Source organism: Actinomadura sp. NPDC048955 (genome assembly GCF_040649435.1).
In the GTDB taxonomy this organism is placed as follows: Bacteria; Actinomycetota; Actinomycetes; order Streptosporangiales; family Streptosporangiaceae; genus Spirillospora; species Spirillospora luteofluorescens.
The window spans coordinates 22,971-43,736 of record NZ_JBEZJI010000060.1 but is presented as its reverse complement, the minus strand read 5'-3'; the positions used below and the strand labels follow the sequence as shown (position 1 = coordinate 43,736).

At 72.3% G+C, this 20,766-nt stretch carries 9 protein-coding genes; 6 read left to right on the top strand and 3 right to left on the bottom strand.

The window, feature by feature from the left end:
• Positions 1-61: 61 nt before the first annotated feature.
• Entirely contained in the window at positions 62-12,058 is an 11,997-nt protein-coding gene (locus AB0C84_RS37175) for an amino acid adenylation domain-containing protein (protein WP_361075363.1), read from the bottom strand.
• A gap of 116 nt (positions 12,059-12,174) precedes the next feature.
• Here AB0C84_RS37175 and AB0C84_RS37170 point away from each other — a divergent pair, with 116 nt between their 5' ends.
• Positions 12,175-13,485 (top strand): salicylate synthase, encoded by a 1,311-nt coding sequence (locus AB0C84_RS37170; protein WP_361075361.1) that lies wholly within the window; start codon positions 12,175-12,177, stop codon positions 13,483-13,485.
• 24 nt (positions 13,486-13,509) lie between these two features.
• Positions 13,510-14,286, top strand: coding sequence for a DNA-formamidopyrimidine glycosylase family protein (locus AB0C84_RS37165; protein WP_361075360.1), 777 nt, complete (start codon positions 13,510-13,512; stop codon positions 14,284-14,286).
• A gap of 5 nt (positions 14,287-14,291) precedes the next feature.
• On the opposite strand, the gene AB0C84_RS37160 is transcribed toward AB0C84_RS37165, so the two are convergent.
• Entirely contained in the window at positions 14,292-14,678 is a 387-nt protein-coding gene (locus AB0C84_RS37160; RefSeq protein ID WP_361075358.1) for an excalibur calcium-binding domain-containing protein, read from the bottom strand.
• Between the two features lie 450 nt (positions 14,679-15,128).
• Here AB0C84_RS37160 and AB0C84_RS37155 point away from each other — a divergent pair, with 450 nt between their 5' ends.
• The 4 genes from AB0C84_RS37155 to AB0C84_RS37140 all read left to right on the top strand — a co-directional run bounded on the left by AB0C84_RS37155 (position 15,129) and on the right by AB0C84_RS37140 (position 19,787).
• Positions 15,129-16,610, top strand: coding sequence for a hypothetical protein (locus tag AB0C84_RS37155; protein WP_361075356.1), 1,482 nt, complete (start codon positions 15,129-15,131; stop codon positions 16,608-16,610).
• A 27-nt stretch (positions 16,611-16,637) separates the two neighbouring features.
• Positions 16,638-16,937 carry a hypothetical protein gene (locus tag AB0C84_RS37150; RefSeq protein ID WP_361075354.1) on the top strand — a complete coding sequence of 100 codons (300 nt, stop codon included), beginning with the start codon at positions 16,638-16,640 and terminating at the stop codon, positions 16,935-16,937.
• Positions 16,938-17,040: 103 nt separating this feature from the next.
• Complete coding sequence (locus AB0C84_RS37145) at positions 17,041-17,658, top strand: exonuclease (RefSeq protein WP_361075352.1); 618 nt, start codon at positions 17,041-17,043, stop codon at positions 17,656-17,658.
• Between the two features lie 491 nt (positions 17,659-18,149).
• Positions 18,150-19,787: a TROVE domain-containing protein gene (locus AB0C84_RS37140; protein ID WP_361075350.1), complete on the top strand. Its 1,638-nt coding sequence runs from the start codon at positions 18,150-18,152 to the stop codon at positions 19,785-19,787.
• Positions 19,788-20,033: 246 nt separating this feature from the next.
• Here the strand turns inward: AB0C84_RS37140 and AB0C84_RS37135 are convergent, their stop codons facing one another.
• Positions 20,034-20,678 (bottom strand): dihydrofolate reductase family protein, encoded by a 645-nt coding sequence (locus tag AB0C84_RS37135; RefSeq protein WP_361075348.1) that lies wholly within the window; start codon positions 20,676-20,678, stop codon positions 20,034-20,036.
• Between the last annotated feature and the right edge of the window lie 88 nt (positions 20,679-20,766).

Genomic DNA, 20,766 nt, shown 5'->3' with positions numbered 1-20,766 from the left:
GATCAGGGATATTAGGTTAGCCTTACCTAACTGGGCAATGGCCGGGCGGGTATGAGCCGCCTCACTCCTGCGGGGCCTCGCTCCCATCGGCGGGAGCCAGCCGGGCCAGCAGCCCCGCCACGGTGGGCGCCGCCATCAGCGTCGCGATCTTCAGGTCCGCGCAGCCCGGCTCGCGGCGGAGGCGCCGCACCAGCGTCATCGCGAGCAGCGAGTGCCCGCCGAGGTCGAAGAAGTCGTCGTCCGGGCCGACCTCGGGGACGCCGAGCTCCGCGGCGAAGATCCGGCACAGGGCCGCCTCCCGGTCGTCGTGCCGGCGCGCCGCCCGCGGGGCCGCCTCGGCGGTCACGGCGCGGGCGGTCAGGACGGCCGGCAGCGCGCCGACCCTGACGCCGGGGTCGTCGGCCACGGCCGTGAGCAGCGCGACGAGGCCGTCCGCCAGCGCGGCGGCCGTGGCGCCGTCGAACAGGTCGGCGGAGTAGTCGACGACGAGCCGGAGCCCGTCCGGGCCCTCCCGGAAGATGAAGTCCAGGTCGAACTTCGCCGAGCCCGGCCCGAACAGCGCCTCCCGCTGCTCCAGACCGGGGAACCGCACGTCGCCGACGCCCTGGTTCTCGTACCCGACCATCACCTGGAACAGCGGGTTGCGGCCCGGCACGCGGCGCGGGCGCAGCGCCTCCACGACCGCCTCGAACGGCAGGTCCTGGTGGGCGAGCCCGGCGAGGTCGGCCTCCCGGACGCGGGCGAGCAGCTCGGTGAACGCCGGGTCGCCGGACACGTCGGCGCGCAGGACGAGCGTGTTCACGAAGAAGCCGACGAGGTCCCGCGCGGCCTCCTCGGTGCGTCCCGCGACGGGGCTGCCGAGGGGGATGTCGTCGCCCGCGCCCGTGCGGTGCAGCAGCGCCGCGACGGCCGCCTGGCAGACCATGAACATGCTGGCGTTCGCGTCCCGCGCGAGGCGCCCGAGCCGGCCCGTGAGGCCCGGCGGCAGGGCGGTGGCGAGGGTGCCGCCGCGCTGCCCGACGGTGCCGGGGCGCGGCCGGTCCACCGGCAGCGGGATCTCCTCGGGCAGGTCCGCGAGCGCCCGCGCCCAGTGGTCGAGCTGCCGGGCGTGGACGCTGCCGGGGTCGGCCGGGTCGCCGAGCAGCTCCCGCTGCCACAGGGCGTGGTCGGCGTACTGGACGGGCGGCGGCTCCCAGGCGGGCTCGCCTCCGTCCAGCCGCGCCGCGTACGCCTCGGCCACGTCGCGGGCGAACGGTCCGAACGACCACTCGTCGAACGCGATGTGGTGGAAGACGGCGAGCAGCAGGTGCTCCCGCTCGCCCTCCGGGAAGACCGCGACCCGCAGGGGGATCTCTTCGGCGAGGTCGAACGGCCTGGCGATGACGTCCTCGGGCGCGCAGGTCGCCACCTCCAGGACGGGACGCGCCTCGCCGGGGTCGAGGATCCGCTGGTAGGGCACGCCGTCGTGCTCGGCGAAGACCGTCCGGAGGCTCTCGTGCCGGGCGGTGACGTCGCCGACCGCCGCCTCCAGGGCCGCGAGGTCGAGCTCGCCCCGCAGCCGGACCGCGAGCGGCAGGTGGTAGGCGTCGCGGGGCCCGTCGTCCTCGCGGAGCAGCTGGTCGAGCATCCACAGGCGCCGCTGGGCCGACGACAGCGGCACGCGCTCGGGCCGCTCCCCCGGCTCCAGGACGGGCCTAGGCCGCGCCTCGGCGCCGCGGTGCAGGCGCCCGGCCAGCTCCGCGACGGTCGGCGCCTCGAACAGGTCGCGGATGGCCAGCTCCGCACCGAGCACCGCCCGCGCCCTGCCGACGAGCCTCGTCGCGAGCAGCGAGTGGCCGCCTAGGTCGAAGAAGCCGTCGTCGATCCCGGCGCCGGGCGCGTCCAGCACCTCGGCGAACAGGGTGCAGAGCAGGCGCTCGACGGGGGTGCGCGGGGCCCGTCCCGTGCGGCGCGGGCCGTCCCGCCCGGGCTCGGGGAGGGCGCGCCGGTCGAGCTTGCCGTTCACCGTGAGCGGCAGCGCGTCCAGCGTCATGATCGCGCTCGGCACCATGTATCCGGGCAGGCGCGCCTTGAGGCTCTCGCGGACCCGCGCGGCCAGCACGCCGTGGTCGCGCGCGGCGACCGGGTCGTTCGCGTACGAGGCGGGCGCGCGTCCGGGCTCGGCGGGCGGGCACGCCGCTCCCCCGCCGAACACGGCGTCGTAGCGGCCGGTCTGGTCGGACGGCGTGAGCACGACGTCCGGGAACATCGCGTGAAGGGTCTCGGGCTCGATCCCCTCGGGGGCCGCAGCCAGTGTGGCCCGCGCCTCGTCGGGCGAGGACCCCTCGCGCAGCGCCCGCAGTGCCGCGACCTCGCCCGCCGACCTCGGGTCGGGAATGCCCCGGACCCGCAGCGGTCCCGCAGGCCTGTTCCTGAGGTCGTCGAGAGTGGTCCAGTCGACGGCCGGGGTCGCCGGGGCGGGCGCCGCGTCCTTGCGCAGGACGACGTCGTACCGGTGGCGGGTCAGTTCGTTGTGGTGGGTGCCGCGTTTGATGAGGACGTCCACGCGGGCGGGGACGTCCAGAGCGGAGAAGAAGGCGGGATCTACCAGGAGTTCCTTCTCCATGCGGACGGCGCGCTCGATCGCCTCCAGATCGCCCGCGCCGCGTCCGAGCTGGACCGCGGCGTGCAGGCAGCGGACCGTGCGCAGGTCGCGGACGTCCCCGACGAACAGGGCCCCGCCGGGGGCGAGCAGGCGCATCGCCCTGGCGACGACGTCCTCCAGGTAGGCGGCGCCGGGGAAGTACTGCGCCACCGAGTTGATCACGATGGTGTCGAAGTGGCCTTCGGGCAGGCCGCCGGTGTCGTGGGCGGGCCGGCAGCTGAGGCGGACGGGCGAGCCGGGGCCCACGGGCCTCCAGTCCCTGGACGCGGGCCCTCCGGCGCCGCCAAGGTCCGCGCCGAGTTTGGCGATGACCGGCTCGGAGAAGTCGCTCCCCCAGTACTCCTCGCTGCCGGGCGCGAGCCGGGTGAGGAGGAGGCCCGCGCCGACCCCGATCTCCAGGACGCGCCGGGGGCCGAGCGCGCGGATGCGCTCGACGGTGGTCTCCCGCCATTCGCGCATGTCGTCGAGCGGGATGGGAGCGCCGTCGTAGCTGCTGTCCCAGCCCGCGAACTCCTCCGCGTGGACGACCGTGCCGACCTCGGTGTACTCGGTGTCGTAGATCTGCCGCCACTCGGCGAGCTGCTCGTCGGCCGCACCCTCGCGGGAGCCGTCCGGGACGACGTAGCCGACGAGGCGCTTCACACCGGGGACGTCCGTCTCGGTGGCGACGACGGCGGCCTGGCCGACGCCGGGCTCGGCGGAGAGGGCGGTCTCGATCTCCTCCAGCTCGACCCGGTAGCCGCGGATCTTCACCTGGTCGTCGGTGCGGCCGAGGAAGTCGAGGTTGCCGTCGTCGCGGACGCGCACGAGGTCGCCCGTCCGGTACATGCGGGATCCGGGCGGTCCGGACGGGTCGGCGACGAAGCGCTCGGCGGTCAGGTCGGGGCGGCCGAGGTAGCCGCGCGCCAGCCCGGCGCCGGCGATGTACAGCTCGCCGGGCGCGCCCGGTGGGACGGGCCGCAGCCAGGCGTCCAGGACGTACCCGCGGGTGTTCCAGATCGGCTTGCCGACGGTGGGGGTGGCGCTGTCCTCGGTGCCGCCGCCGAGCGTGTTGATCGTGTACTCGGTCGGCCCGTAGAGGTTGTAGCCGAGGACGCCGTCGGCGCGCGCGAGCCGCTCCCACACGGTCGTCGGGACGGCCTCGCCGCCGAGGAGGACGAGCGGCGGCCGGTGCCCGCCGTCGAGGAGGCCCTCCTCCAGGAGCTGCTGGGCGTAGGTCGGCGTGACGTTGATGACGTCGATCTCGTGCCGCCGCAGGTAGGCGGTGAGGGCTTGGGCGTCGCGGCGGAGGTCCTCGTCGCAGACGTGCACCTCGTGGCCCTCGATGAGCCAGAGCAGCTCCTCCCACGACATGTCGAAGGAGAAGGAGACGGTGTGGGCGATGCGGAGGCGGCGCCCCGCCGACGCCACCACCGGGTCGAAGATGTTGGCGCGGTGGTTGAACTGCATGTTGGTGAGGCCCCGGTACGGCGTCACCACGCCCTTGGGCCGTCCGGTCGAACCCGACGTGTAGATGACGTAGGCCGGGTGGTCGAGCCTGCCGGGCGTGCCGGGCGCGAACCCGGGGACCTCGCCCGGTGCCAGGTCGTGGCCGGGCTGCGCGGCGAGGTGCTGCGCTGTCGCCGGGTCGTCCAGCGCGAGGGTGGCTCCGGAGTGGGTGAGGCCGGCAGCGATGTCGCGGTGCGAGACCAGGCAGACGGGCGCCGCGTCCTGGAGCATGAAGTCGAGCCGGTCGGCCGGGTAGTCGAGTTCCAGCGGCAGGTAGGCGGCGCCCGTGCGCAGGACGGCGAACAGAGCGACGACCATCTGCGCCGAGCGCGGCAGCGCGAGCGCGACCACCTTCTCGGGGCCCGCGCCGTGCGCGAGCAGGAGCCGCGCGAGCCGGTTGACCTCGGCGTTCAGGTCGCCGTAGGTGAGCCGGACGTCCGGGAGCGACACGAGCGCGGGGTCGCCGGGCCGTTCGGCGGCGCGCTCGGCGAGCAGCTCCGCGACCGTCAGCTCGGGTACGGGACGCCGCGCCTCGTCCCAGTCGGACCGGAGCCGGTCGTGCTCCCGCGGGACGAGCAGGTCGAGGCGGTGGCACGGGGTTCCGGGCGCCTCGGCGAGCCGCCGCAGAACCTGGACGTAGCGGTCGGTGACGCGCTCGGCCTCGGCCCCGGTGAACGCGTCGCCCCGGTACATGACGCGCAGCCCGGCGTCCGGCTCGACGACCATCGTGATCGGGTAGTGGGTGGCGTCGCGGACCTCGCGCCCGAGGACCCGCAGGTCGCCGTCCGGCCCGAAGGCGCGGTCGGTCGGCATGCCCGGGAAGTTCTGGAAGACGAACAGCGTGTCGAACAGGGTGCCGAGCCCGGTCGCGCGCTGGACGTCGGCGAGCGCGACGAAGGAGTGGTCGAACAGCTCGGACTGCGCGGCCTGGACCCGGTCGAGGACCGTGGCGAGCGCGTCCGCCGGGCCCGCCTGCACGCGTACGGGGACGGTGTTGAACAGCAGGCCGACCATCGACTCGACGCCGTCCACGTCGGGGTGGCGTCCGGAGACGGAGGCACCGAAGACGACGTCGTCGCGGCCGGTCAGGCCCATCAGGACCAGGCCCCACGCGGTCTGGAACAGGGTCCCGGGGGTGACGCCCCGCTCCCGCGCGACCTCCTCCAGGCGCTCGGCGAGCCCGGCGGGCAGCGCGCGGTGGACCTCGCCGGCGCCCGCGAGGTCGGCGGGCGCGTCGACCAGACCCGGCCTGACGAGAGCGGGTTCGTCGAAGCCGTCCAGTGCGCGGCGCCAGGCGTCCGACGCGGCGTCCCGGTCGCGGCCGTTCACCCAGTCGAGGAACGCGCGGAAGGCCGGGACCGGGCGGCGGGCCTCGGCGGCGGCGTCGGTGTAGGCGCCGAGCAGCGAGGTGACGAGCAGCCCGCCGGACCAGCCGTCCAGCAGGATCAGCTCGGAGGTGAGGACCAGCCGGTGGTCGTCGTCGGCAAGGCGGGCGAGGGCGAACCGGATCAGCGGCGGCGCGGCGGGATCGAACGGCTCGGCGCGCTGGGCGTCGACGAACGCCTCCAGGTCCCGCGGGGCCACGTCCGCGTGCGTCCAGGGGGTGTCGAAGTCGTCCGGGACGAACTGGACCGCGCGGTCGCCGTCCGTCCGGAACCCGGCGCGGAGGTTGGGGTACTTCTCCAGCGTGGCGCGCACCGCGTCCGCCATCCGCCCGGGGTCGACCGGACCGGACAGCGTCACCACGGCCTGCTGCACATAGATGTCGCGAGCCTCGCCGGCCAGCATCAGGTGGTAGAGCAGCCCTTCCTGGAGCGGCGAGAGCGGAAGCTCACCGGCCGGGTCCGCCGCCTGGGCGGTTCCCCTCCCTTCGGAGGGCGCGGCGGTCCGGGCGAGGGCTTCGACGGTCCGGAGCCGGAAGACGTCCCGGACGGTGAACGACAGGCCTGCGCGGCGGGCGCGGGCGACGAGGAGCGCCGCGCTGATGCTGTCGCCTCCGGTGCGGAAGAAGTCGTCGTCGGCCCCCACGGCGTCGCGGCCGAGGACGCTCGCGGCGAGGCGGGCGAGGACGCGTTCGGGCTCGGTGGCCGGGGCCCGCCCGCCGTCCAGGCGCCCGGGGGCGGGGAGGGCGCGCCTGTCGACCTTCCCGTTGGGATTGCGGGGAAGCTCGTCCAGGACGACCAGTTCGGCGGGGACGAGGTAGTCGGGCAGCAGGGCGCGCAGCGCGGCGTCGAGCGCCTCGGGTTCGACGTCGCCCGCGACGTAGCCGACGAGGCGGGATCCGTGCGCGGCGACGGCGGCGCGCCGCACCCCGGGCTGGGCGGCGAGCGCGGCCTCCACCTCCCCCGGCTCGATCCGGAAGCCGCGGAGCTTGAGCTGCTCGTCGGCGCGGCCGAGGAAGTCCAGCCCGCCGTCCGGGCGGCGCCGGACGCGGTCCCCGGTGCGGTAGAGCCGGGAACCGGGCGGGCCGAACGGGTTCGCGACGAACCGCTCGGCGGTGCGGGCGGGGTCGCCGAGATACCCGCGCGCCAGCCCGTCCCCCGCGAGGTACAGCTCCCCGGCGGGGACCTCGCGGAGCGCCGCGTCCAGGACGTGGGCGCGGGTGTTGGCGATGGGCCGCAGTCCGCCGCCCTCGGCGATGAGGCTGTCCCCGGCGGCCTCCGAGCATCCGTACAGGTCGACCAGCCGCGCCGGGACCCGGTCGGCGAGCGCGCCGGGCAGCGCCTCCCCGCTGCTGATCCACGTGGTCACCGAGGGCGGCGGGCCGTTGTCCGCGAGGACCGCCAGCAGGCTCGGGACGAGCGTGACGAGGCCGATGTCGTGGCGGTCGATGAAGCCGGCGAGCGCGACGGCGTCGGCGGCGGTCTCGGCGTCGGCGATGACGACCGTGTCGCCCGCGACGAGGCCGCCGAGCAGTTCGGTCGTCCCGTCGATGAACGCGGGCGAGCTCTTGGCGGCGCGGATTCCGGGCGCGGCGAGGCCGGCGCCCCAGGCGAGCCGGTTGGCGAGGGCGCGCTGGGTGCCGGCGACGGCCTTGGGCGCCCCGGTGGAACCGGAGGTGAAGACGACGTAGGAGGTGTGGTCGGGCCGGACGTCCGGGCGTTCGCGGCGGGGCGCGTCCAGCGGCGGCTCGTCGCGCCCGAGAACCAGGAGCGGCCGGACGGCGTCGAGCATCGCGGCGATGCGGGCGGGCGGGTACGACACGTCGATCGGCAGGTAGGCGGCGCCCGTCTTGAGCACCGCGTACAGCGCGACGGCGAACGCGTCCGAGCGGGGCAGCGCGAGCGCCACGACCTGCTCGGGGCCCGCCCCGGCGGCGGCGAGACGGTCGGCGAGCGCCTCGGCGCGGCGGTCGAGCTCGGCGTAGGTGAGCGCGGTGTCGCCGAAGACCACGGCGGTCCTGTGCGGGGTCCGCGCGACCTGCGCCTCGATGAGCTCGGCGGCCGTCCTGCCGGGCCACGCCCGCGCCGTGTCGGGGTGCTCGACTGGCGCGCCGAGGGAGGACAGCCGGCGGCCGGGATCGGCGGTGACCTGGGCGAGCAGCGCGCCGAGCTCGCGCGTCAGGCGCTCGACGGTCGGCGCGTCGAACAGGTCGGCGGCGAACGCCGCGAACCCCTCGACCTCGTCGTCGCCTTCCGCGAAGTACAGGTCGAGGTCGAACTTCACGCCGCCGGTCTCCGGCAGGAACGGCTCCGCGCGCACGCCGGGCAGCGCGAGCCGCACGTCGTCCAGCCGCTGGTGGACGATCATCACCTGGAACAGCGGGCCGCGGGCCAGGGAGCGTTCGGGCGCGAGCCGGTCGACGACCCGCTCGAACGGGACGTCGGCGTGGGAGAACGCGGCGAGGTCGGCGGACCGGACGCGCTGGAGCAGTTCGGCGAACGTCGGGTCGCCGGACAGGTCGGTGCGCAGCACCAGCGGGTTGACGAAGACGCCGACCAGGCCGGCGAGATCGTCGTCGGCGCGTCCCGCGATCGGGGAGCCGAGCGCGATGTCGTCGCCCGCGCCGGACCGCTGGAGCAGCGCGGCCACGGCGGCGTGCAGCACCATGAACACGCTGGCGCCGGTCTCGCGGGCCAGGCGCCGCGCCCCCGCCGCCGGAAACCGGAACGGCACCAGCCCGCCGCGCCGGCTCGCCTCGGCCGGGCGGGGCCGGTCGAAGGGCAGGGCGGTCTCCTCGGGCAGGCCGGCGAGCGTCTCCTCCCAGAAGTCGAGCTGCGGTGCCGTGCCGGGGGCCGCTTCGACCTGCCAGGCCGCGTAGTCGGCGTACTGGACGGGCAGCGGGTCCCAGCCGGGGGCCCGTCCGTCCCGGCGGGCCTCGTAGGCGCGGGCGAGGTCGGCCAGCAGCGGCGTGAAGGACCATTCGTCGGCGGCGGCGTGGTGCAGGAGCAGGATCAGCGACCAGTCGGCGTCGCCCGTCCGGACGAGGGTGCCGCGGACGGGGAGATCGCGTCCGATGTCGAAGACGTGCGCGGTGGCCGCCTTCTCGATGGCCGCGCGCCCTTCCGGTGTCTCGTCCCGCGCGTCGATGACGGCGAGGCGGACGGGGACGTCGAGGACGCGCTGGACGGGCAGGCCGTCCGGTCCCTCGACGAGGAGGGTGCGCAGCGCCTCGTGCCGGGCGACGACATCGGCGAACGCCCGGTCGAGGGCGTCCTCGTCGACCGGGCCGTGCAGCCGGATCCCGAGCGGCAGCGAGTAGGAGGCCGACGGGCCGCGCAGCCGCTCCTCCAGCCAGAGGCCGCGCTGCGCCGCCGACGCCGGGACGGTCTCGGGCCGCGCGACGTCGCGGACGCGGACGGCGCCGGTCGCGACCAGGCGGGGCGCGAGCGCGGCGACGGTCGGCGCCTCGAACACGTCCGCGATGGTCGGCTCCGCGCCGAGGACGGTCCGGGCCCTGGCCGCGAGGCGCGCCGCCAGCAGCGAGTGCCCGCCGAGCGCGAAGAAGTCGTCGTCGATGCCGACGCCCTCGACGCCGAGCAGCTCGGCGAAGATCGCGCAGAGGGCGGCCTCGCGGGCGCCGCGCGGTGCCCGTCCCGACACCTCGGCCTCGGGCGCGGGCAGCGCGGCGCGGTCGAGCTTGCCGTTGACCGTCCGGGGCAGTTCCTCCAGGGCGACGAGCGCGGACGGCACCATGTACTCGGGCAGCGCCTCGGCGAGCGCGCCGCGCAGGACCGCTTCGTCCAGGCCCCCGGCGGGGACGTAGTAGCCGACGAGCCCGGGGTCGCCGGGGCGGTCCTCCCGGACGACGACCGCGGCCTGCGCGACGCCGGGCTGCGCGGCGAGCACGGCCTGGGCCTCGGCGGGCTCGATCCGGAACCCGCGGATCTTCACCTGGTCGTCGGTGCGGCCGAGGTACTCCACGGCCCCGTCGCGGGCGCGCCGGGCTAGGTCGCCCGTCCGGTACATGCGGGACCCGGGCGGGCCGAACGGGTCCGCGACGAAGCGCTCCGCGGTGAGGTCGGGGCGGCCGACGTAGCCGCGGGCCAGCTGCGCGCCCGCCAGGTACAGCTCGCCCGGGACGCCCGGCGGGACCGGGCGGAGGGCGGCGTCCAGGATGTGGGCGCGGGTGTTCCAGAAGGGGGTGCCGATGCCCTCCGCGGGCAGGTCCGCCGACGTCGCCCAGATCGTCGCCTCGGTCGGCCCGTACATGTTGGTGGCGAGCGTCGCGGACTCCGCCAGCGACGCGGCGAGCGCGGGCGGCAGCGCCTCGCCGCCGACCAGGACGCGCAGGCCCTTCACCGCCTGCGGGTCGAGCGTGCCGAGCAGCGACGGGGTTCCCTGGACGATCGTCGCGTCCGCCAGGAGCCCGGCGAGGGCGGCCGGGTCGCGGACGGTCGCGCGGTCGGCGAGGACGACCGTCGCGCCGCTGATCAGCGGGACGAACAGCTCCAGGGCGGCGATGTCGAACGCGATGGTCGTGACCGCGACGAGCCGGTCACCGGTGCCGAGGTTCAGCCGGGCGCGGGTGGTGAGCAGGAAGTTCGTGAGCGCGCCGTGCGGGATCGCCACGCCCTTGGGGCGGCCGGTCGAGCCGGAGGTGTAGATGACGTAGGCGAGGTCGTCCGGGCGAGGGGACGTGGTGCGGGTGTTTCCGCCTTTGTGGAGATCGGTGCCGAGCACCAGGAGCTCGGTGGCTTCGGGGAGCAGCGGCGCGGTGTCGCGGGTGACGATCGCGCAGAGCGGCCCGGCGTCGTTCAGCATGTAGGCGAGCCGGTCGGCGGGGTGGTCGAGGTCCAGCGGCAGGTAGGCGGACCCCGCCTTCAGGACACCGAGGAGGGCGACGACGAGCTCGGTCGTGCGCGGAAGCGCGAGCGCGACGACGCTCTCCGGGCCCGCGCCCCGGGCGCGCAGCTCGGCGGCGAGCGCAGACGCCCGCTCGTCCAGCTCGGCGTAGGTGAGCGCGGTGTCACCCGCCTCGACCGCCGCGGCGTCCGGAGTACGGGCCGCTTGCTCCTCGAACAGCGCGACCACGTCGGTCGCGGGCAGGGCGCGGTCGGTGGCGTTCGCCTCACCGATCAGTGCGCGCTCGTCCGCGCTCATGATCTCCAGCGCGCCGATGGGCCGGTCGGGGTCGGCCAGCGCGTCGCGGAGCAGCGCCTCCAGGTGGACGAGCAGCGCGTCGATGCGCTCGTCCTCGAACAGCTCGCGCCGGAAGGTCGCCTCGACCGTCATGCCCTGCGGCCGGACGAACGCCTCCAGCGACAGGTCGAAGTGCGTGGTGCCGTTGTGGACGTGCGTCCAGCTCGACGTGATGCCGGGCAGGTCCAGCTCGCCGATCTCCTGGGCGAGGAACAGCAGCATCGTGTCGAAGAACGCCGAGCGCCCCCGTCCGCGCGCGGGCCGCAGTTCCTGGACGAGCCGGTCGTACGGCAGCGCCTGGTGCGCGAAGGCCTCGGTGACGGTGCGGCCCACCCGGTGCAGCGCCTCCCGGAACGTCGGCGTCCCGGACAGGTCGGTGCGCAGCACGAGCGTGTTGCCGAAGTTTCCGACGAGCCGCTCCACCTCGGCGTGCTCGCGGTTCATCACCGACGACCCGATCGCCACGTCCTCCGCACCGGTGTAGCGGTGCAGCAGGACTGCGTACGCGGCCGTCATGAGCATGTAGGGGGTGAGGTTCTCCTCGGCGGCGAGCTTCCGCATGCCCTCGGTGACGGCGTCGTCGAAACGGCGCGCCCGACGCCCCCCGCGCTCGGACACGACCGCGCCGCGCGGACGGTCCGCGGGCAGGTCGAGCGGAGCCGGAGGCGGATCGAGCCGTTTCCGCCAGTACGCGAGGTCGTCCTCGGCGACGGGCCGCCGCTGCTCCCAGTCGGCGTGGTCGGCGTACTGGACGTCCAGCGAAGGCAGCCCGTCCGGGGCGCCGGTGACGGCCGCGCGGTAGAGCGCGGAGAGGTCGCGGGAGAGCGAACCCCAGGTCATGCCGTCCCAGGCGATGTGATGCACGACGAGCACCAGCGCGTGCTCGTCTTCCCCCAGCCGGAGCAGTTCCAGCCGGATCGGCCGCTCGGCCCGCAGGTCGAACGGGAGCGCGGCCATCTCCGCCGCCCGCGCCTCGGCGTCCGCACACCCCACAGGCGGCAGGTCGAGCGAGTCGTCCTCTGTGACGATCTGCATGGGCCGCTGCTCGGGATCGTCCGCGTAGACGGTGCGCAGGACGGCGTGCCGCCGGATCAGCGCCCGCAACGCCTCGCGCAGGGCCTCGGCGTCGAGCGGGCCGGCCATGCGGACGAGCAGGCAGACGTTGTAGGCGGGGCTGTCCGGGAAGGCGCGGTGGTGCAGCCACATGCTCTGCTGCGCGTAGGACAGGGGGGCGGGTCCGTCCGATCTTCGGGGGGCGAGCCGGGCGGTGTCCGCGCCCAGCCCGGCCTCGGCCATCATCCGCCGCATCAGTTCGCGCCGCCGCGCCGCCGTCGTCTGCTCCACGCTCAACTCTTTCGTCGTCGGCTTCGCCACCGCGGGTTAGGTTAGCCTTGCCTATAAAAATCATGCAAGGTTAGCCTTACCTAAGTTTGACCTTCCGGCCGCGAAAGGGAGCTGCCTTGTCCACTGGTCTGCGCACCGACGCCAACCCCGCCGAGCCGGCCGTCGAGCATGCCTCGGCGCCGCTCGCCCTCATGGCCCGCCTGGCCGGATCGGGCCTGTTCGACGACTACGTCGTCTACGAGCGTCCCGGCTCATGGACGTTCGCGGGCGGCATGCTCGCCGAGGTCGTCCTCGACTCCGGCACCGTCCGCGCCCACTGGCCGGGCCAGGCCCCGACCACCCGTTCCTGGGCGGGGCGCCCCTCCGACGCGCTCCGCGACACGTTCGCCGACGCGCCCCTGCCCGTCTGGAACGCCTACGGCTGGATCGCGTTCGAGTTCGCCGCGCCTCGTCCCGCCGGAAGACTCGCGCACCTGATCGTCCCCCGCGCCGAAGTACGGGCCGAGAACGGCCGCGTCACCGTCACCGGCGTGGACGAAGCGGACGTCGAGCAGCTCACCGAACTGCTGGCCAAGCCGGACGGCCATTCCGTCGGCGAGCCCTCCCCCGTCGACGTCAGGGCCGACGGTGCCCCCTACCGCGAGCGCGTCGCCGAGGCCGTGGGCGAAATCCACGCGGGCCGCTACCAGAAGGTCATCGTGTCGCGCCGCCTGGACATCCCCCACCCGGTCGACGTCGTCTCGACCTACGTCCGAGGCCGCGAGGCCAACACCCCGGCCCGCTCGTTCCTGCTCGACCTGGACGGTTTCCAGGCCACCGGATTCAGCCCCGAGGTACTCGCGAGCGTCGACGCCTCGGGGCACGTCATGACCCAGCCCCTGGCCGGCACCCGCGCCTTCGGCCTCGGCGCCGACACCGACGCCCGCACCCGCCACGACCTGGAGACCGACCCCAAGGAGATCTACGAGCACGCCGTCTCCGTCCGCACGTCCCAGGAGGAGCTCTACCGGATCTGCGACCAGGATTCCGTCCACGTCACCGGCTTCATGACGGTGAAGGAGCGCGGCAGCGTCCAGCACCTGGGCTCCAGCGTCAGCGGCACCCTCTCCCCCGGCCGCACCGCGTGGGACGCCCTGGACGCCCTCTTCCCCGGCGTCACCGCGTCCGGCATCCCGAAGCCCGAGGCGATCGAGGCCATCACCCGCCTGGAGGAGCACCGCGGCCTGTACTCGGGCGCCGTCGTCACCGTCTCCCACGACGGCGCGCTGGACTCCGCCCTCGTCCTCCGCGCCCTCTACGCCGAGAACGGCCGGGCATGGCTGCGCGCCGGCGCGGGCATCGTCAGCGCATCGACCCCCGACCGCGAATACGAGGAGACCTGCGAGAAGCTCTCCAGCATCGCACCGCACGTCGTCCCGCGGATCTGAGCCGCCGGCGGGTAGGAACCCGCCATGCCGGAACTTCCTGACGTCGAAGGGTTCCGCCGGGTGCTCGCCGAACACACCGGCGAGCCGATCGCCTCGGTGTCGGTGCTCGACCCCGGCGTCCTCCGCGGAGTCACCGCCCGGCGCCTGAGCACGTCACTGCGCGGCCACCGCTTCGAAGAACCGCACCGCCACGGCAAGTGGCTGCTAGCCCCGGCGCAGGGCCCCGTCGTCCTGCTCCACTTCGGCATGACGGGCTCCCTCACCTGGCACCCCTCGGACGACCCGCGCCACCGCCACGACCGCGTCATCTGGGCACTTCCCGACGGCGAACTCCGCTTCCGCGACATGCGCAAACTCCAGGGCGTCCACCTGGCCGCCAACAGCGAGGAGGCCGACGAAACCGTCGAGAACCTGGGCCCGGACGCCTTGGACCTCTCCCGCGACGACCTGACCGCCACCCTCGGCGCCCACCGAGGCCGCCTCAAGACAACCCTCACGGACCAGACGATCATCGCGGGCCTGGGCAACCTCCTGGCCGACGAGATCTGCTGGCAAGCCCGCATCAACCCCCTACGCCCCGCCCGCGACCTGACCGCCCCCGAAGTCACCACCCTCCACCGAGCACTGCACCGCGTCCTCCGCGACTCCCTCAAGGCCGAACGCGTCCCACCCAGAAAAACCTGGCTGACCGGAGCCCGAGACACCCAGACCCCCACCTGCCCCCGCTGCGGCACCCCTCTGGAAAACCGCCGCCTCTCCGGCCGCAGAACGGTCTGGTGCCCCACCTGCCAGGCCAACTGATCTCTTCAGGGCGTCCGACTGTGGGCCGGTTCGCAATCGATACCGTCCTGATCGCGATCGGTGTACCAGCGGTACTCAGGATCGGTGCCCTTCACGTAGGGGCCGTAACCGTGGGCGTTGGCCTCCTTGCACGTGCCGAACCGGGGATCGAGATCCGAGCCACGCCGCCCGCCCGGCCGCAACTCGTCACTGGGCGTCCCCTCACCCGACGTCTTCTCTTCCGGCGGTCCTTCTGCGGATGGCTCTCCAGTTGAACTCGGCTCCTCGGTGACCGGCGGCTCCTCAGTCGTGGGACTTGGTGAAGCCGCCTTCCGGGACGTACGTCCCTCCTCGGGAGCGGTCGACGCCGAACCAGTGCCAGGAACCGTCGCTTTCGGGTTCGGCCGTGTCACCCCACCACTCGGCGCAACCCCAGTCGGAGACTCATCTGACGATCCGGACGTACTACCGGAGGGAGTTCCTTGCCCCTGGTTCTGCGGGTGGACCCAGCGCGAAGTAGACAGCACTCCATACGTAGGTCACCAACAGTCGCGTCCCCGGCATGCGGATTCGTTGGATAGCCCGACATTCAAGCGCTGATCGTCCTCCGAATCCTCGCCCCTCCGCCGCACGACCGGTCTCCCTTCGACTACTCCACCGAAACGGATGAGGCAGCCGCGCATGTGTGAAATCTGAACGTGCAAATACGGAACGTTCGCGCTTACATGGGCTGTGGCGTCTCCGGAGGCCGCCCCCGCACGCCCGCCGGAACCTGTCCAAGGTGAGACAAAAAGGACGGTACGTCCGCTGTCAGGTCGACGGCGGAGCAGGTCTCCGTCCCCCCGGCGGAGAGGATCGACAGCGTGGGCATCGAGCAGTCCGGCGGAATCGACACCCGCGTTGCGGGCACTGACAAACCCTCCGCCCAGGACCAGCCTCCGGCACCACCGCCCGACCGTCCCGGACAGCCCGGCACTCCGTCCCGTCTGGAAAGCCTCCGCGCGGCCCGCGAAGCCCAACTAGCACGCGCAGCCGAGTTGGAGAGCCGACAGCCGGCCCCGCCTGAAACGGGCACAGAACAGCCTAAAGACAAAGAGACGAAGTCGTCTCCCATCGAAGGGCGGGGGGCAGAGGTAACCAAGACGGCGGAGGAAAGCACCGAGCCCGAGGTCGAGAACGGCGAACCCTGTGGAGACCCGGACACCGGGCAGACGGAAGGCCACGTGGTCGAGAAGACCGAGGTCACCGCCGAGGATCCAGCACCACCGGCCGAGACAGAGGCCGCCAAGGACATCGACCCTTCCTCTGTAGGGCAGCAGAAGACCCAGAGTGAAGCAAAACCTGAAGCGACAGATCAGACCAGTGGCACGTGGGCCAAGACCGGCGAGGCTGAGACCACCGAGACGTCACGGCCGGGGGACGCTGGACACCAGCCTGCCACCGCGGCCTCCAGCAAAACCGCCGGCGAACGGGGCGGCGAAGGCTCGGAAGGCAGTCGGCCTGAGGCAACCCCGCAATCATCGGACGCACTTGCCCCGCTGGAAGTCGGCACCCCCCAGGAAGAAGGTCAAGCCCCCGGCATTGATGCTTCCGGGCCGGAAACCGCCATGGAGCAGGTTGTTCAAGACGCACCTGCCGCCAACCAAGCCATGGAGTCAGAAGAAGGAGACTCCGCCCGGAGGCCTTCGCCCCAAATTGGCGAAATCGAAGTCGACCCTCAAGGCGAGAACCGCCTGAGCAAATCCGAGGCGAGTTCAGAGTCCCCGGCCGCCGTCGCGGGCAGCAAGAGCGAGATCGACCAGCAACTGGACCTCGGCGCTGAACTAGCTCAACTTGCCGACGAGAAGGTTGACACCGAGATCGACCAGACCCTGAGCAAAATCAACCCTAATTATGACGCGGCCAGCACGGCCTATTCTGAGAACTGCACCGGTGTCGTACAGGCTAACGAGTTGCGACGACGCGGACACGAAGTAGCGGCCGGTCCACTGGAGAAGCCCCTGCGATCTGACGAGGGCGGGCCAGGCGGCCGACCCTTGAGCACCATCGAGCAGGCGTGGGGCGGCACGTTCACCCGTGGAACCAAGGCTGAAATCGAGGAGGCGTTCAAAGAGCCAGGGGCGCGGGGCATCATCCACATCGCCTGGAACGCCCCTTACTTCGGCTCGCACGTCTTCAGCGTGGAGAACGTGGGAGGAAAAGTTCGCTTTGTTGACGGTCAACCCAAACCTCCCGTCCAGGACGCCGAGTACTACTTCACCATGGGACACTCCCCCGAGTATCTTCGGGTTGACGACCGCCCAACACCACCCAAGAATCAGACAGATCCTCTCTTCGAACCCTGATCTGAACCTACCGATCGGAGGCAAGGCATGGCCGTGACCTACGAGCAGGCTCGCGAGATAATCCGCGAACATTTCGAGCCCGGCTGGACGATGGGAACCTTCTGCCTGGATGATCGCTTGATCACCGAGAACGACGAATTCTATGTCTTCAACGTCGGCGCCCGCGAATTCATCGTGGACAACGACAGCTCTTATGCCGCCCCGGGCGGCGTTCCCATCGTCTTCAAGGAGGACGGCCGAGTGGGGGGCCGGCCATCCGTGCTCCTCGTCCAAGATCCTTCTATTCGAACCACACCAAATCCCAACCCAACGTTCACACTGACATAGTCAACTCCCCGACGCACAGCCGAACACCTTTTCAGCGGCAGATGAGACCTGCTCCCGGATCTCAATCCGCTCACAGCTCTTTGAGGAAGATCGCTGATCATTTATGGGTAAGCGCGAGGCATACATTTCGGTTGATGTGGAGGCCGATGGGCCGATTCCGGGACCGTATTCCATGCTGAGTTTTGGCATGAGCGTGTGCGGGACTTTTGATGGGGTCGGGTTCAGGCCGGTTGATCCGGTTGAGACCACGTTCTACGCGGAGCTGAAACCGATCAGCGACGACTACGTGCCGGAGGCTTTGGCCATCAGTGGTCTGGACCGCGGCCGGCTCGCCGTCGAGGGCCGTGAGCCGGGTGAGGCGATGAGCGCAGCCGCCGGCTGGGTGAGGGCGGCGGCGGCCTCGGCTGACGCCACGGCAGTGCTGGTGGCCTACCCGCTCGGCTTCGACTGGATGTTCCTGTACTGGTACTGGACGCGGTTCACCGGGGCTGGGTCTCCGTTCGGCCACTCCCGGCACCTGGACCTCAAGAGCATGTACGCCACCAAGGCGGGCACTCCGATCAGCCGTTCGACCAAACGCCAGATGCCCTCCGAGCTGCTGTCCGACCGACCGCACACGCACAACGCGCTGGACGACGCTGTCGAGCAGGCGGAGCTGTTCCACAACTTGGTCCGCTGGGCCGGGCCCCCGCGTCGGCCAAGCGAGGGCTTCGGGGAGTGACGGGCGGTCAGGGGGCGACTACGCCCCCGGCATTGGCGGCCACGGCCAGGACCGTGACCGCCTCACCGCCGCTGCGGACAAGTCCTGCCGATATTCAGATGCGAGCGGTTTAGAAGCGGGCTACCTTCTGATCAGCGCGTCGGGTCCGGTGCGTGCACGGGTCGAAGACCATCGGTTATCTCTTTCGAAAAGATGCAGCCCGGTGGTCGTTCCCACATCCGTGCGTGTACCCGGCCCTACGGGTCGAGCTGAAAGCACAGGGGAAGGGCGGGTCGAAGTCCGTCGGTTATCGGATCCAACGGTCGCAGGTTCGAATCCTGCCCACCCGGCAATGTCGGGTGGTAGCTCAGTCAGGAAGAGCATTGGACTAAAAACCCGGTGGGCGCCACCACATCCGCCCTCCCCCGTGTGCTTGCTCCGCCCCCCCATCCGCCCCTGAGGCGGGTCGAATTCCTTGGAGGCCATTGATGGCCCGTGATCCTCTTGCTTCGGTGTCCACCTTTCAGACGGCGCAGAGCCGGCCGATTCCCGGCCGGGAGGCCGAGCAGGTCCGCAACAACGCGGGCGGCTACGGCTTCGCCAAGGACCTGTGGACGCGACTGGAGGACTTCCTCATCCTCGGCACCACCGGCGGCACCTACTACGTCGGTGAAGACAGGCTCACCGCGGACAACGCGCAGGTCGTGTTCGACGCGGTCGCCGCGGACGGTGTCCGGGCCGTCAACCTCGCGACGGAGGTCTCCACGGCACGCCCGCCGCGTGCTCCGAAGAACCGTCCCGCGCTGTTCGTCCTGGCCGCCGCGGCGGCACGTGGCGACGCCGGCACCCGGCAGGCCGTAAAGGCATCGCTGGCGCAGGTCGCGCGGACCACGGACCACCTCGCGTCGTTCTTCGGGTACTGGAAGAACCTCGGCGGCAAGGCCAGCGGTAGCGGCACCGCGCCTGTGATCGGGCGGGCGATGCGGACCGCGCTCGCGTCGTGGTTCCTCAACGGTGACGTCGACCAGGTCGCGTGGCGAGTGTGCAAGGCTCGGCAGCGCAGGACCCCGGCCGGGGAGGCGTTCGCGCTGCGGGACGCGCTCCGCATCGCGCACCCCAAGGCCGACTCCCCGGCGCGGCGTGCGCTGTTCGGGTGGATCGCCGGGAACGTCTCCGACGACGACGTCCGCGCGCACGTGCCCGCAGTGGACGCGTTCCTCACCGCGCAGGCCGTCACCGGCCCGGTCGACGCGATCGAGGTGGTGCGGTCCCGGGGCGTGCCGTGGGAGTTCCTCCCGGACGCGGTTCTCACCGAGCCGGATGTGTGGGACGAGCTCGTCGACACCATCGGGATGACCGCGCTGCTTCGGAACCTGTCCCGGATGACTCGGATAGGGACGCTGACGCCGATGGGTGACGCGACCCGCCGCGCCGCGGACCGGCTCACCGCCGCCGGCGCGCTCGCGAAGGCCCGGATCCACCCGATGGACCTGTTCCTCGCGCTGCGCGTGTACGGGGCCGGTCGCGCGCAGCCGCACCCGCGCGCCGAAGTGCAGCACTGGTCGCCGGTCCCGGCCATCGCCGACGCGCTCGAAGAGGCGTACGAGAAGTCGTTCGGGCACATGGAGCCGTCCGGTCGGCGCCTGCTGGTGGCGGTGGACTCCTCCGGGTCCATGAGCTTCCGCCACATCACCTCGGGTGGTGCGCCGCTCGGGTCCTGCTACGAGGTCGCGAACGCGATGGCGGTAATCCTGAACCGGGTCGAGCGCGGCAACTGCCACGTCATCGACGTCGACACCCAGGTCCACGCATCCAAGGTGACGGCGCGCACGAACCTGCGGGAGATCTCCCGGTGGCGGCCCTCGGGCGGCGGCACGGATCTGTCGCTGCCATTCCAGTGGGCGCTGCGTCAGCGTCTTGGAGTGGACGGGATGGTGGTGTTCACCGACAACGAGACGTGGGCTGGACGGCAGCACGCGTCGCAGGCTCTCGACGCCTACCGCCAGACCGTCAACGGCAACGTCCGGGTCGTGCTCGCGGCGATGGCCGCGAACGGGCACACCATCGGCGATCCCCGCGATGAAGGCGTGCTGAACATGGCGGGTCTGGACGCGTCGCTGCCGATGGTCGTGAACGGCTACATCCGTTGAACTCCCGGGGCAGACGACGATCTGCCCCGGGAGTGTTCGATCCCTGTGCCGGTCAGGTCGAATCGGTCTCGGCTGTTTCGGCCGCGCGCCGGCGCCACCACGCGGCCCCTCCGCTGCGCCCTGGATCCAGAGCCGGAAGTCCGGCTCTGCGTGACGTGGCGGCGGGGAGGCCCGCCTCGCCGTCGTTCGAGCGTCTCTGGACGCCGGGCGCAGCCGGGCTGTGGCCACCAGATCTCACGGGCGGGGTCAGTCGTTGGGGGCGGCACCGCGGTCGAGGGCACTCATGTCGCCTGTCTCGGGGGTGCCTTCGGCCAGGGCGTAGCGTAGGTGGACGGTGCCGTTCGGGGCGGCTGACGGTGGTTCTTGGAGGGTGAGGTTCGTGGGGACCTCGCCGCCGTCGAAGACCTTCTTTCCGACGCCGAGCACTATCGGGTAGACCCAGAGGTCGAGGCGGTCGAAGAGCTTCTCGCGCAGGAGGGTCTGCACCAGGTTCAGGCTTCCGACGACCTTTATGTGCTCGTGGCGGTCGCGGATCTCGCGGACCGCTGCGGCCAGGTCCGGGCCGAGCTGGGTGGAACCGGCCCATGAGAGGTCGGGCCTGCCTCGGGAGGCCACGTACTTCGGGACGGTGTTGAAGAGAGCGGCGATCTCGTTGTCCTCGCCGCCTTCCTGGTGCGGCCAGTAGGCGGCGAAGATGTCGTAGGTCCGCCGGCCGAGCAGCAGGGCGTCCGTGCCCTCGTACGCGGCACCGATCTGCGCGCCGGTGACCTCGTCCATCAGCGGCGCCTGCCAACCGCCGAACGGGAACCCGGCCGGGTCCTCGTCGGGGCCGCCGGGCGACTGCGCGACGAGGTCGAGGGTTGCGAACAGCTCTATGTCAATGAGGCCCATGTCCTGCTCCCGAAGCTCGGTCGATCGGTTGTACGGGTCGGGAGGTAGACCCCGCGGGCACCATCGGACTCAACGCCGCGACGGCACT